This is a genomic window from Streptomyces sp., assembly GCF_035644915.1.
Lineage (GTDB): Bacteria > Actinomycetota > Actinomycetes > Streptomycetales > Streptomycetaceae > Streptomyces.
This window is the reverse complement of the sequence record NZ_DASQNP010000271.1, coordinates 1-12,051: the sequence shown is the minus strand read 5'-3', so window position 1 is coordinate 12,051 and position 12,051 is coordinate 1. Positions and strand designations below refer to the sequence as shown.

The following is a 12,051-nucleotide window of genomic DNA, read 5'->3' as shown; positions in this document are numbered from 1 at the left end:
CACCCGGCACACTCCGGCCTGCACCGGAAGGGCTCGTGGTAAGCGCCCGGAAAGCCCCGGTGGCGCACCTCCATCCACATCGGGGACGGGGGACGACCTTGCCTGTCGTCCCCCGAGTTTCCATGCCACACTCCCCCGGCGCTGCCGCATCGGGGCGGAGCCCCTCCCGCGGGGCCGTACCGATGGTGCGGTGCGGCGCCCGCCCTCGGCCGACAGCTCGGAGGCGGCTCGCCCCCTGCCGCTTTCAGCACCGCCGGACGCATGGGATGCAGTGGCAGCGATCCGCCTCACCCCGGCAGCCGCAACGCGGCAACCGGCCCGTATCTGCCGGGCGTGCTCCGCGCGCGGAGCGCGGTGATCGGTCGGCGACATCAGGTCTGCTGTCAGCGAATCGTCCGGAGGCTCGGTGTTCGCGATGCTTGGGTGTCGGAATGGAGATCCTGGTGTTGGGCGGGACGGCATGGGTGGGCCGGGAGCTGTCGCGGCAGGCGGTCGAGCGCGGTCATCGGGTGACGTGCCTCGCTCGCGGTGAAAGCGGGGACGTCGCGGGCGGAACAACGCTGGTGGCCGCCGACCGGCGCGATCCTTCGGCGTACGCATCACTGCCCGACCACGCATGGGATGCGGTCGTCGAGGTGTCATGGCAGCCGGGCTTCGTTCGCCAGGCGCTCGGCGCACTGGGCGGCAGGGCCGGGCACTGGACCTACGTCTCCTCCATCAGCGCCTACGCCTCCCATGCCACACCGGACGCCGACGAGTCCGCAGCCCTCCTCGCTCCGACCGACCGGAACGATGCCGACCGCGCGGTGTACGGCGCGGCGAAGGTCGCCTGCGAGCAGGCGTCGACGGCCGCGGTGGGCGACCGCCTCCTCATCGCACGCGCCGGTCTCATCGGCGGTCCGGGCGATCACACCGGACGCTCCGGCTACTGGGTGGCCCGGGCCGCACGCGATCCCCGGGGACCGATGCTGGTCCCCGACGCGCCGGGCATGCCGACCCAGGCAGTCGACGTGCGGGATCTCACCGCCTGGCTGCTCGACGCCGCGGAGACGGGGAGCACCGGCACGTACGACGCCGTCGGTCCGGTCGTTCCGTTCGGGGAGTGGATCGAGCTGTCCCGTGCCATTGGCGGGCACACCGGTCCGGTGGTCACCGCCGATTCGGCGTGGCTGCTCGCAAACGGCGTGGCCGAGTACATGGGAGCCGAGTCGCTGCCGATGTGGCTGGTCGAGCCGGGTTGGGAGGGGTGGTCGGCCCGGAACGGGTCCGCGGCACGCGCCGCGGGGTTGCGTCATCGCCCCCGGGCGGAGCTGCTGGCCGACACGCTGCGCTGGGAACGCGAGCAGGGTCTCGGCCGGGTACGACGTGCCGGCCTCGGCGCCCGGCGCGAGCGCGAACTGCTGAAAGCTCTCGGCCGGCGGCTTTGACCTCCGCTGTCAGCGGCGCATGGTCCTCAAGGGACGGCCGCGGGAAAGGAGCGGATCCAAGGCTCCGCACGGGGCCGACCGGCGGAAATGTGCCGAGGCCTACCGGGCCGCCGGCGAGGCCGCCGGTCGGACGCGGGGGCACACGGTCCGACTCCCGCAGGCCATCCGCGTGGGAACCCTGCGACCCGATACCCCTCTCACAGCGACCTCCGCGCAAGCTGAGACCGAATTCGATTCGGTGACCGCTCATTTCAGGGTGGTTTTCGAGCAGCGCCTCCGGCCCTCCCGACACCGCAGCACCGCCGGCCGACACCGAGGAAATGTCTCCCATACCCGCCGCACACTTCGCAATAAGCGCCACTAGGCGGAAAATTGAATACACCAGTCCATATAGCTGAATTCGTGAGGAGTGACGGCGATCATGGCCGAGCACCCGCACGCCGTACTGGCCCGCAGGGGCTACGAGGCTTTCAACCGGCAGGACATGGACACGCTGCGTGAACTCATGGCGGGAGACGCCACGCACCACGTTCCCGGAGACAACCCGCTGTCCGGCGACTACAAGGGGCAGGACGCCATCCTGCAGATGTACCGGCGTCTGGCCGAGGAGACCAACGGAACGTTCCGGGTGGACCTGCGCCACCTGCTGGTCGACGGCCGCGGACACGTGATCTCCCACCACCGCATGACCGGCGAACGCGACGGCAAGACCCTCGACATGACCGGCGGGGTCGTCTTCCGCATCGTCGGCGACAAGATCACCGACCTGGACGAGTGCGTCGAAGACCTCGACAAGATCAACGAATTCTGGTCCTGACCGACCACCGAACAGCAGAACCGGCCGCCCGGCCGGTTCTGAAAACTCACTGAGCGGCCCCTGGCTCTTCCCCGGCCGGGAAAGGTACGGCCGGGGAAGGGCCAGGGCCCGGGAAGCCGTCGACGTCCTCCCGGGCAGCCTTGACCACCTCTCCCCCAGCCGACCGCCCGCGCAGGCACCCGCTGCGTACTGCCTGTGGGCCGCTCGGAGGCCGCCGGACGTGCCTGCGTGGGGGCCGTATGGCCAGCGAGGGACTTCGGTCAGACAGGATCGCGGCGCGGCCGTGGGCGCACCGGCCGGGAGTACGCGGACGAGCGAGCCGGGGCACCGCGGGCCCGGTGCCGTTCACCCGGCCGCGGCCCGCGGACCACTGTTGTCCTGGGCCTGCGGCCACCGTGACACCGGCCGGGCGCCGCCCCCTACATCCTGGGTGAGCGCGCCGCGGCGCCCCGCCCACCCGGCCGCGTTCGGCCGGGCGGGGCCGCTTCCCCGACCGTTGGCACCGGCGGGCATCATGTCCCACCGGCGCACCGCAGGTTCCGGGGCTTGTCAGCCCTGACGGGCCTTGAAGCGCGGGTCCTTCTTGTTGACGACGAAAGTCACGCCTCGCCGACGGACCACCTGGGCTCCCGGCCTGGATTTCAACGAGCGCAACGACGCACGCACCTTCATGGCGATCTCCTTCTGTTGCCTGGTACCGGCCCGTGATCAGTGGCGGACCGGAGTCGTATGGCCGTGGCGCCGCTCGAAGCGCTCCACACGGCCGGCGGTGCCCACCACAGGTGGGGCACCGGGGCACGGACGGCTCGCCGACGAGCTCTCGACGCCGACCAGCGGGCAGGTGTTGCCGTCCTCCTGGGCGATCCCCGACGAGCTGCGCCACCGCGCGGATCAGAACACAACGTCCGCGGCGCGGTCGCGGAGGACGACCGGCCGGGAGACGGGGTGGATACCGGATCTCATGGCTCGCCCACCTCACAGGGCATTGATCCGCGCATGCCGGCCACGCGCCCTGCAACAACCGCCCCCGCCGCCCCATTCCCGGCCCGCCACGGCAAACGGCCGCCTCGAACCACCGCCGGCTTCGTACCGGACGCCGGTGCATACCGGTGCGGCGCGGGACACGACGGCACGGCGGGAACGGCGGCACCGCCGTTCACAGCACCCTGAACGCCCTCGACCGATGTCACGGCCCACCGGCCGCCGGGTCCGCGGCTCGCCGAAATCCCCGCTACTGCTCGTGCCGGGGCAGATGGGCCTTGGCGTCGTCGTAGGTCGCCTGGCCGACCGACCCGGCAGGAGCGTAGAAGAGGTTCAGCACACCGGTCCGAAAGGTCTCGCAGGAGATCAGCGTCAACGGGATCGGAGTGTCGCCCTCCTCGAACAGCCGCATGCCCTTGCGGACGGCGATCGGGTGTACCAGCAGATGCAGCTCGTCCAGCAGCCCCGCAGCCAGCAGTTGACGGACGACGGAGACCGAGCCGCTCATTCCGATGGGGCCGGCGCCCGGCTCGTTCTTCAAAGCGGTGACCGACTCGACGAGATCGCCCTCGAGCTGCTCGGAGTTCCGCCAGGTGAACTCGAGCCGCCGGTTCGACACGACGATCTTCCGAGCGTCGCCGAGAACCTTGGCGAAGGGAGCGTCCTCGCCACCGGCCGCCTCCCGCTCGGGCCAGGCCCCGGCGAAGCTGTCGTAGGTCTTCCGGCCGAAGAGCAGCGTGTCGGCCGAGCCGAGGGCGGCACTGACAGCCGCCCCCATCTCGTCGTTGAAGTAGGGGAAGTGCCACTGGTCGGGCGCCTCCACGACGCCGTCGAGCGAGATGAACAGTTCCGCGATGATCTTCCTCATGCCGGCTCCTCACAGAAGTCGTCGGTGAATTCCCTGCCTCCCCGACAGACGGCCCGGGCCGGCCGAACTCATCGGTGGCGCACCGGCAGGAGCACGACCCACGGGTGACCGGACTCCCTTGATCGGCCCGGCCACCGTGAAGCGGTGCAGGAGAGCGGTGACCGGCACGAGACACGTCCCGTCACCCGCGCAGGGTCGGTGGGTGGTCCGCCCGGTGCCGGTGGGCGCCGTGGCGGAGACTCCCCGGTCCGGTGCGGTGCGCGGGACGCCGTGCGTCCGGTGGCGTACCCGAGGCCGGCCTCCGGTGGCGACCTCCAGCACGCTCAGCACATCGACGCACAGCGGGCCGGATGGCTCACCCGGATGTGTCAGCCCCTCCCCCGCCATCAGCCCCACCGGGCCGCCGCGCACAGCCGCCCCGGCCCGGGGGCATGGGAGCGGGCCGCGCCGAACCGTACGGGCAGGCGGGCGGTGCGGCCGGGAGCGTGGATGCCGGGCATCGGGTTCACCGCGCCGTCGCTCTGGATGTGGACGAAGGCATTCGCCAGGCCGGCCGCGTGGTGGGCGCGGCCTGCGGTTCGGACGACCTTGATCCGTACGTTGGTCCGTGCGTTCCCGGTACCGCCGGGTCGGCGCCCCGGTGGTTGCCGGAGCACCCCGATGCCTCATGCCTTCGCCCGGTACGCTCGCATCGCCAGCGGGTAGAAGACCACGGCTATGCCCGCCGCCCAGACCAGCGACCACAGCAGCGGACGGCCCACCTCACCGCCCAGCAGCAGACCGCGGAACGCGTCCGACAGATGAGTGACCGGGTTGACGTCCACCCAGGCCTGGAGCCAGCCGGGCATGGTGTCGACACGGACGAAGGCACTGCTGGTGAAAGTGATCGGGAAGATGAGGGTGAAGCCGAACGCCTGGACCTTCTCCGCGTCGCCCGCGAGCATGCCGATCAGTACCGCGCACCAGGACACTGCCGCCGCGAAGACGACGAGCAGCAGCGCGGCCGCGACGAAGCCTCCGAGGCCGCCGGTGATGCGGAAGCCCAGGGCCAGGCCGAGGGCGAGCATCAGGAGCATCGCCCACAGGTGTTTGGTCAGATCGGCGGTGATCCGGCCGATCAGTGGGGCGGAGCGGGCTATCGGCAGGCTGCGCAGCCGGTCGAAGACGCCTTTGGTGAGATCGGTGTTGAGGGCCATCGCCGTATAGGTGGTCATGAAGAGGGTGTTCTGGACGATGATCCCCGGCAGGGCGTACGTCAGGTAGGCGTCGGGCGACCCGGCCATCTGGCCGCCGAGCACGTACGTGAACAGGAGCACGAACATGATCGGCGTGATGCTGTAGTCGACGAGTTCCAGCGGGTTGTGCTTGATGGCGACGAGGCTGCGCCACGCCATGGTGGCGGTCTGCCGCAGTCCGGCGCCCGGGCGGACCCGGCCGCTCGTGGTGAGCGAGGCACCGGCCGTTGTGGCGGTCATGACGTGTTCACCGCTTTCTCGATGTCGCTGTCGTCGGGTTCGTCGTCCGTCCCGGGCCGTCCTCCGTCCGGCTCGGTACGGTGGCCGGTCAGGGCCAGGAAGACCTCGTCCAGCGACGAGCGGCGCAGTGTCAGCTCGCCGACCGCGATGCCGGCCCCGTCCAGGCGGCGGACGACGGCGGGCATCAGTTCCGGGTCGTTGACCGGTGCCGTGATCGCCTCGCCCTCGATCTGGGTCTGCGGCCCGGCCGCCTGTGCCACCAGGGCGTACGCGGTCGCCAGATCCTGTCCCCGTACCGGCCGCAGTTGGAGCACCTGCCCACCCACCTGCGACTTCAGCTCGTCGGGTGTGCCCTCGGCGATGACCCGGCCCTTGTCGATCACCACGATCCGGTCGGCGAGCAGATCCGCCTCGTTCAGATACTGCGTGGTCAGCAGCGCCGTCACGCCTTCGGCGACCAGGCCGCGCAGCATGTCCCACAACTCACCTCGGCTGCGTGGGTCGAGCCCGGTCGTCGGCTCGTCGAGGAAGAGGATGCGGGGCCGGCCCACCAGGCTCGCCGCCAGGTCCAGCCTGCGCCGCATGCCGCCCGAGAACGTCTTCACCGCGCGTCCCGCCGCGTCCGTCAGCCCGAAACGCTCCAGCAGCCCGGCCGCCCGCGCCCTCGCCTCGCGCCTCGGTATCCCCAGCAGCCGCCCGATCAGCAGCAGGTTCTCCGTACCGGTCAGGTTCTCGTCGACCGCCGCGTACTGGCCGGTCAGACCGACGAGCGAGCGCACCACCCCGGCCTCGCGGACCACGTCATGGCCGGCGACCTCGGCCCGCCCGGCGTCCGGCTGGAGGAGCGTGGCGAAGATCCGTACGGCGGTGGTCTTGCCCGCTCCGTTGGGTCCGAGCAGCCCCAGCACCGTCCCGGTGCGGGCGGCCAGGTCCACGCCGTCCAGCGCCAGGGTCTCCTTGAACCGTTTGGCCAGGCCCTCCGCCTGGATCGCGTACGTCATGGGACTCGTCCCCTCGTATCGAGGTCGCACTTCGGCGGTCGCCCCGGGCCCTCCGGCCCGGGCGCACCCCTTGCACAACTGTGACGCACGCCACTGACATTCCACCCGGCGTCTCGGGGTCGGCCAACCGCCGCCGCCTCGACGGCCTCGGCAAACGCCTCCAGCGGGCCGCTGCCCTCGTCTGCCGCAGGCGTCTTGTCCGCCCCTCACCGCGCAGGGCGCGTTGGCGGGATCCCGGCCGGTCCATATGCGTCGTGTTCCGCAGGTCAGCGGTCCGGCGGAAACCCTGGTCGATCACGCTGAGCGATCACATCCTGACCCGTTGTCAGTGTCTTGTGCTTCGATGACCGGTTGACGGGGGAAATCGTCAACGATCTTGGGGGGTCGGGATGGTCGCGGTCCGCGACGACGAACGCGAGGACAGTACGGGGGCGCGCGTGTACTCCCGCTCGGCAGCCGGATCCGGGTACCGGCTGATAGTGAAGGGCTCGGTCGTCCCGGAGGCGCGGGTGATCGGCGGCGAGGGCGTCGGCGCCGGCCTGCCGGAGGGGCTTGCGGCTCCGCGTCCGGCGCAGTCGCCCTGGGCCGTGCCGGACGGCGGGAGCGGGCGGTGAGCGGGCGGCGTCCGGCGCGGCGCTCCTCGCCCCGCAGGCGGCGCCCGGCGAAGAAGCAGCAGGGTGGGGGTCTGCCGGCCGTCCTGCTCCTGGGCGGCGTGGTGCTGGCGGTGGTCGGCGCGGTGGTGCGGTGGCTGGTGGAGAACTGGTGGCTGCTGGTGCTGCTCGCCGCGGTGGCCGCCGGCGTCGGCGGCACGCTGTGGCACCACCGCTCCCAGCGGGCGCGGTGGGAGCGGGTGCGGGCCCAGGGACTGCGCTACCGGCTGGCCCAGCTCGATGCCCTGCACCACGACGCCTTCGAGTACGCGGTGCGGGACCTGATGCGCCGCGACGGCTGCGCGGACGCGCAGAAGCTGGGCGGGCGCGGCGACAACGGCTGCGACGTGCTGGCCACCGACCCGCTCGGGAGGCGTTGGGTGATCCAGTGCAAGCACCGCGCCCAGGGCCTGGCCGGGGCGGCGGTCGGCACTCCGGACCTGCAGGTCCTCAACGGCACCGGACGGCCGGTGCACCGGGGGGACGTGGTGGTGCTGGTGACCAACGGCCGGTTCTCCGCCCCGGCCCGCGAGTTCGGGAAGCAGCAGCGGCTGCATCTGGTGGACCGGGCGCTCCTCGGGCAGTGGGCGGCCGGCTCGCGCCCGCTGTGGGAGCTGCTGGACCGCATACCGCCCCCGCGGCGGGCCACACCGCGGTCCTGACGGCCGCCGGGGCCCCGGGCTCCCGCTCCGGTGTGGCCTTCGGCGGGCTGGTTGCGGCGGGGCGGCCATGCCCTTGTCCCGTGAGGGAGGAGGTACGGCAACGCTGCCGGTGAGCGGAGGCGGCAGGCGGTCGCCGGTCCGTGGCGGCCCTTCAGCGTGCTGCACGCTGCTGGAGTCGGATCGCCCCGTGCCGTGGGGACACGGGAGTCCTCATGTGCCGGCCACCGGTCGGTGGCCGCTGATGCGGTCCGCTCCACGGTGGTGGTGCGTGCCGTGGTGGTCGGCCTGTGGCCGGCCTTGGGCCGGGCATGGCCGCCGACCGCGGTCGCGCAGCGTGGCACCGAGCAGGTGGCCGTAGAGGGAACTTGCTCGCGGCTCCTTCAAGGGTGAGCGGGGCGGGAACGCTCGCCTCCCGGGCTCACGGCGTCGGGTCGTCAGCCGCTCGGTCGGAAACCGCAGGGACGTTCAGAGCGATGGCTGACGGGTTCGGCCCTCCCGTCGCGGCGCCCGGACCGTATCGCGCGGCTGCCTGTCAGCAGTGGTTACCAGGTTGGGTGCTTACTGGGCTGGTGGGTGGGGCGGGCTGTCGATGTCGTCGTCATTCTCGGGAAGCACGCTGATCATCCCGTTGGGCTCCAGGTAGGCCAGGTGCACTCGGGCCGGATCCTGAATGCCGTGCAGTCGTAGTTGGCTGAGGACTTCCTGGGTGGTCATGAATTCCCGCCGCATCAGCTCGTGGTTCAGTCGACCGTCCTCGATCAGGGGGCGCGGCCTGGCCTTGAGCACGGCTGAGAACCGGGGAAACCGATAGGCGGCTGCGTCGATGGCCACGCTGCACACGAGGATGGTGGCGACGAGGATGATGCCGCCGGTCACGGAGCGGGAATCGCCGACCAGTCCTCCCGCGGCGGCTTCGGCGATCAGCACGACGATGAGCACGTCGGTCAGTCCCAGGCCGCCGGATTCCCGCTGTCCTGTGATGCGCATGAGGACCAACAAGGCCAGGTAGATCACCACGCCGCGGATGATGAGTTCGAGGACCGGCGCATCCAGTTCGAACATGTCACTCAAGTCAGGCATGACGTCTGGTGTATCCGGTCGCGGTGGACCGGAGCGGATGGCGCGCTGGATCCTCGCTGTGGAGCCCCTCGGATTCCATGCCCGAGCCGTTGTCCGCCGCCGACGGCGAGAACCGCGGCGCCGGGCCCGGCCTCGCCTGGGCGTGGTCGCCCGCCGGGGCGTGCCCTGGGCAGCCGACGGATCGGCAAGGCATCAGGGTGGAGGTGTTCCCCCGCAGGCCCCGGCGGGCTGCCCGGAGGACGGCTGAAGCGCGCCGGTCGGAACCACCGGCAGCGGAGCACTCCTCGTCGCTCCTCGCCACGTACCGCAGGCCGGCGGCATCCACCGCTGTGCCCACCTGTGTGATCCACCTATGTGGCCGCCCCCGAACGGGTGAGTCCTCCGCCCGCTGCTTCCGGTCACCCGCCTGCCAGGTGCCCCACCCGGCCGTATCGACCGCGACCGGCCGCATCACCGCGGACGAACGGGTCTCCCACCGTCCGCCGGGGCTGACGCGTGGCACTGCCGGAGGTTGGACGGCCTCCCCTTCCCGGCCGTCGAGGGAGCGCTGGTGGGGAGCCGTGTGGGATTGCCCGATGGGCTGCCGCCGTGTTCCCGGTGCGGCGTGGAGCTGCTCAACACCGCGCCCAGCCGCAGCGGGCAGGGCCGGGCCCGGGGGATGCCCTCAGGAGCGTGCATGCCGCAGGGCCGCCCGCCGGTCCCGGTACGTCCTGGCGCTGCTCAGGGGCGGGGGCGTTCGATGTGCAGTACGTCCTGGTCGTGCCTGATCGTGTACCCGCCGCCGGGGTCGCTGAAGTGGCGGCGGACGTAGTCCTCCACGGCCTCACGCGCCGGGGGTTTGCGGGCAGGACGGCCGAAGGGGACGCTGAGGTGGAAACCGGCAACGGTGACGGTTTCCTCGACGTCAGGGCTGCTGTAGCGCGCGGGGATGGTGTCCAGGCGGACGGCACCGACCAGGCCGGGCGGCGCCGTGGCGAGTTCCTCCGCCAGTTCCCGCAGGTCGAAGCGGTTGCCGGTGAAATGGCGCACCATGCGCATGCAGGCGCTCTCGGGATTCTGCAGGAGGACCAGGAGGATGCCGCCCGGTTCGATCCACTCCATGATGCGCAGCACCGTCGCCGCCCACTGCGGGCGGGGGATGTAGTACAGGACGTGGGAGAGCAGGGCCAGATCGGCGGTGACGCCCGGCTGCGCCTCCAGCACCGGGTCGGCCAGTACCAGGGCGTCGGGGCAGGCGCGTTTGAGCGCGCGGCGCATGGGCTCGCTGGGCTCGATGCACACCGTGCGCTCGAAGAACGGGGCGATGTGCTGCGTCGTGGTGCCGTCGGCGGGCCCTACGTCGAGGAACACCCGCCGAGCGGGAAGCCCCTCCACCACTTGGCCGAGATAGGCGTGGGTGACGTCCTTCTCGTCCGTTCCGGCGAGGAACCGGCCGAGCGCATCACGGTAGGCGTCCTCATCGGTTCGCAGCCCTCCGGCTGGAACGATCTTCTGCGGCGCCATCCTCAAGCCCCTTTCACCGGCGACGCGCACGAGCCGCCCGCCGCCACCGATACCGCGAACAGCAAAACGGTGACACAGCCCGGATCTCCTGAGCGGTGACCGGCACGCCCCCGGGTGCGGCCGGGACGGGGCGCACGGAAGCACGGACACGCGGTACGGCTCACGCGCGGATGCCGCACGCCCTGCGGCGCACCGTCCGCTTCCCCCTCCCGGCGGACCGCGGCGACTCCCCCACCGCACGGGCTGCCGGTCGTTCCTCCGCCCCACCGGGCCGGTGGGACGCGGACGTGGCCGGCCGGATGGCCGCGGCCTCCGCAGGAGGGGATGAACGCGGCTCCCTGACCGGGGCGGTCACCGGCCGACGATCTCACCGTCGTCGTTGACGACGACGGTGCTCCAGTACTCGTCCCATGTGTCGCCCACGTGCCGGGGCACCTTGCCCTCCGGGTAGCGCACGTACCCCTCGGGCGGCTCCTGGCCGTCGGGCACGCACGCCGCCCCGGTCTTGTTGCCCACCGCCTTCACCGGGTACTCCCCGGAGCCGCAGATGCTCTCCCGGTAGGCGCAACCGCCGGTGAGAAAGGCGGCCAGCACCGCCGCCGCGGCGAGAAAGCCGGTACCGGCACGGTGCTTCACCACTGCCCGGCCCTCTCCGGTGCGTCGTTCGTCCTGCATGTTCCTTCGGTCCTCCCGTCGATGCGCCCAGGCTGGCGTACGGCGGAAGACCGGTGCATGAGTACGCGCACTCAGATCCGGAGCGGTGACCGGCGGATCGCGCCGAACCGCCGCTACACCGTCACGCGGCCGTTCGCCGTCTGGCAGGGCAGCATCGTCCCTGGTGCGGACAGCCCGACGGCGGCTAGCAGATCAAGCTCGGCCCCGGCCCTGCTCAACCCCGGCGAAGGCCAACGGCTGAACGTCAAGTGGCTGGTGGACCACGACTGCCTCTCCCCCGCGGCAGGCCAGGCACGACGCCGGTGGACCGCCATGCCCTGCGCACCGCCCTGAATGCCGCGGGCGTGCGGGGCGTCCACCACTGCGTCGAAGGGGTTCACGAGCCCTCCCCCTGCCCACCGACTTCCTCTGCCTGCGTCGCTCCCACCACCCCCGGCACGTGGGAGACCGGCGCCCACGCGTCCGGTTCCTCCTCCGGTGCCGATGGCCAGTCATCGGTGGCGGCGCAGTCGGCGGCCGGAGGCTTGTTCTGCAGCCGGGCCAGGCCGATGAAGTCGAGGGACTTGGCAGCGGGATCGCGCTGCACGACGGAGACGGCCTTGTGGTGGGGGTTGCCGTGGTTGTCCAGGCAGATCCGGCCTCACGGGACGGCGCGCGGCCCCGGCGGCGATCGGACAGGAGCGTCCGGGCTGAGGGAGAGGGCAGCGGCGAGGGTGAGCGCCGCTGCCCGGACTCCCCACTGTCACCGGTCAGGACCGGTCAGAGCCCTTCGGGCAGGGTCCATTTCTGGTTGGGGCCGGTGTGGCAGGTCCACAGGTGGACGCGGGTGCCGTCGCTCCAGGTGGCGCCCTCGGCATCGAGGCACTTGCCGGACCCGGAATTGCGCACGGTGCCGTCCGCCTGCGGCTGCCA

General features: G+C 71.8%; 13 protein-coding genes and 1 pseudogene. 4 read left to right on the top strand and 10 right to left on the bottom strand.

Going from position 1 to position 12,051, the window contains the following annotated elements:
* The first annotated feature begins 431 nt into the window (after nucleotides 1-431).
* Nucleotides 432-1,427 (top strand): NAD-dependent epimerase/dehydratase family protein, encoded by a 996-nt coding sequence (locus tag VE546_RS27890; protein ID WP_324927316.1) that lies wholly within the window; start codon nucleotides 432-434, stop codon nucleotides 1,425-1,427.
* Between the two features lie 421 nt (nucleotides 1,428-1,848).
* A complete protein-coding gene (locus VE546_RS27885) occupies nucleotides 1,849-2,244 on the top strand; it encodes a nuclear transport factor 2 family protein (RefSeq protein ID WP_324927313.1) in 396 nt (131 codons plus the stop codon).
* A 549-nt stretch (nucleotides 2,245-2,793) separates the two neighbouring features.
* Here the strand turns inward: VE546_RS27885 and ykgO are convergent.
* The 5 genes and pseudogenes from ykgO to VE546_RS27860 all read right to left on the bottom strand — a co-directional run bounded on the left by ykgO (nucleotide 2,794) and on the right by VE546_RS27860 (nucleotide 6,569).
* Nucleotides 2,794-2,916 (bottom strand): type B 50S ribosomal protein L36, encoded by a 123-nt coding sequence (gene ykgO, locus VE546_RS27880; protein WP_324927310.1) that lies wholly within the window; start codon nucleotides 2,914-2,916, stop codon nucleotides 2,794-2,796.
* 36 nt (nucleotides 2,917-2,952) lie between these two features.
* Nucleotides 2,953-3,207 (bottom strand): annotated as a pseudogene (locus VE546_RS27875) (50S ribosomal protein L31).
* Between the two features lie 268 nt (nucleotides 3,208-3,475).
* Complete coding sequence (locus VE546_RS27870) at nucleotides 3,476-4,093, bottom strand: dihydrofolate reductase family protein (protein ID WP_324927307.1); 618 nt, start codon at nucleotides 4,091-4,093, stop codon at nucleotides 3,476-3,478.
* A gap of 665 nt (nucleotides 4,094-4,758) precedes the next feature.
* Nucleotides 4,759-5,568 carry an ABC transporter permease gene (locus VE546_RS27865; RefSeq protein WP_324927305.1) on the bottom strand — a complete coding sequence of 270 codons (810 nt, stop codon included), beginning with the start codon at nucleotides 5,566-5,568 and terminating at the stop codon, nucleotides 4,759-4,761.
* Complete coding sequence (locus VE546_RS27860) at nucleotides 5,565-6,569, bottom strand: ATP-binding cassette domain-containing protein (protein ID WP_324927303.1); 1,005 nt, start codon at nucleotides 6,567-6,569, stop codon at nucleotides 5,565-5,567. The genes VE546_RS27865 and VE546_RS27860 overlap by 4 nt, the downstream gene beginning before the upstream one ends.
* Nucleotides 6,570-7,179: 610 nt before the next feature.
* Here VE546_RS27860 and VE546_RS27855 point away from each other — a divergent pair.
* Nucleotides 7,180-7,881, top strand: coding sequence for a restriction endonuclease (locus VE546_RS27855; RefSeq protein WP_324927300.1), 702 nt, complete (start codon nucleotides 7,180-7,182; stop codon nucleotides 7,879-7,881).
* 558 nt (nucleotides 7,882-8,439) lie between these two features.
* Here the strand turns inward: VE546_RS27855 and VE546_RS27850 are convergent.
* The 3 genes from VE546_RS27850 to VE546_RS27840 all read right to left on the bottom strand — a co-directional run bounded on the left by VE546_RS27850 (nucleotide 8,440) and on the right by VE546_RS27840 (nucleotide 11,139).
* Nucleotides 8,440-8,961 (bottom strand): DUF421 domain-containing protein, encoded by a 522-nt coding sequence (locus tag VE546_RS27850; protein WP_324927297.1) that lies wholly within the window; start codon nucleotides 8,959-8,961, stop codon nucleotides 8,440-8,442.
* A 720-nt stretch (nucleotides 8,962-9,681) separates the two neighbouring features.
* Nucleotides 9,682-10,464, bottom strand: coding sequence for a class I SAM-dependent methyltransferase (locus VE546_RS27845; protein ID WP_324927294.1), 783 nt, complete (start codon nucleotides 10,462-10,464; stop codon nucleotides 9,682-9,684).
* Nucleotides 10,465-10,815: 351 nt separating this feature from the next.
* Complete coding sequence (locus VE546_RS27840) at nucleotides 10,816-11,139, bottom strand: SCO0607 family lipoprotein (RefSeq protein ID WP_324927292.1); 324 nt, start codon at nucleotides 11,137-11,139, stop codon at nucleotides 10,816-10,818.
* Between the two features lie 57 nt (nucleotides 11,140-11,196).
* Between VE546_RS27840 and VE546_RS27835 the strand changes: the two genes are divergently transcribed.
* Nucleotides 11,197-11,472 carry a hypothetical protein gene (locus VE546_RS27835; RefSeq protein WP_324927289.1) on the top strand — a complete coding sequence of 92 codons (276 nt, stop codon included), beginning with the start codon at nucleotides 11,197-11,199 and terminating at the stop codon, nucleotides 11,470-11,472.
* A gap of 43 nt (nucleotides 11,473-11,515) precedes the next feature.
* Here VE546_RS27835 and VE546_RS27830 read toward each other — a convergent pair whose 3' ends face one another.
* Together VE546_RS27830 and VE546_RS27825 are read right to left on the bottom strand one after the other, a co-directional pair.
* Complete coding sequence (locus tag VE546_RS27830) at nucleotides 11,516-11,725, bottom strand: hypothetical protein (protein ID WP_324927287.1); 210 nt, start codon at nucleotides 11,723-11,725, stop codon at nucleotides 11,516-11,518.
* 173 nt (nucleotides 11,726-11,898) lie between these two features.
* Nucleotides 11,899-12,051, bottom strand: a 153-nt coding sequence (locus tag VE546_RS27825) for an RICIN domain-containing protein (protein ID WP_324927319.1), incomplete at its 5' end; no start/stop codon positions are given.

Bases quoted from the DNA above. Each gene is read 5' to 3' on its own strand.
- VE546_RS27835 (WP_324927289.1), top strand. From the start codon at position 11,197: ATGAGTACGCGCACTCAGATCCGGAGCGGTGACCGGCGGATCGCGCCG.
- ykgO (WP_324927310.1), bottom strand. From the start codon at position 2,916: ATGAAGGTGCGTGCGTCGTTGCGCTCGTTGAAATCCAGGCCGGGAGCC.
- VE546_RS27865 (WP_324927305.1), bottom strand. From the start codon at position 5,568: ATGACCGCCACAACGGCCGGTGCCTCGCTCACCACGAGCGGCCGGGTC.
- VE546_RS27845 (WP_324927294.1), bottom strand. From the start codon at position 10,464: ATGGCGCCGCAGAAGATCGTTCCAGCCGGAGGGCTGCGAACCGATGAG.
- VE546_RS27870 (WP_324927307.1), bottom strand. From the start codon at position 4,093: ATGAGGAAGATCATCGCGGAACTGTTCATCTCGCTCGACGGCGTCGTG.
- VE546_RS27860 (WP_324927303.1), bottom strand. From the start codon at position 6,569: ATGACGTACGCGATCCAGGCGGAGGGCCTGGCCAAACGGTTCAAGGAG.
- VE546_RS27850 (WP_324927297.1), bottom strand. From the start codon at position 8,961: ATGCCTGACTTGAGTGACATGTTCGAACTGGATGCGCCGGTCCTCGAA.
- VE546_RS27840 (WP_324927292.1), bottom strand. From the start codon at position 11,139: ATGCAGGACGAACGACGCACCGGAGAGGGCCGGGCAGTGGTGAAGCAC.
- VE546_RS27890 (WP_324927316.1), top strand. From the start codon at position 432: ATGGAGATCCTGGTGTTGGGCGGGACGGCATGGGTGGGCCGGGAGCTG.
- VE546_RS27885 (WP_324927313.1), top strand. From the start codon at position 1,849: ATGGCCGAGCACCCGCACGCCGTACTGGCCCGCAGGGGCTACGAGGCT.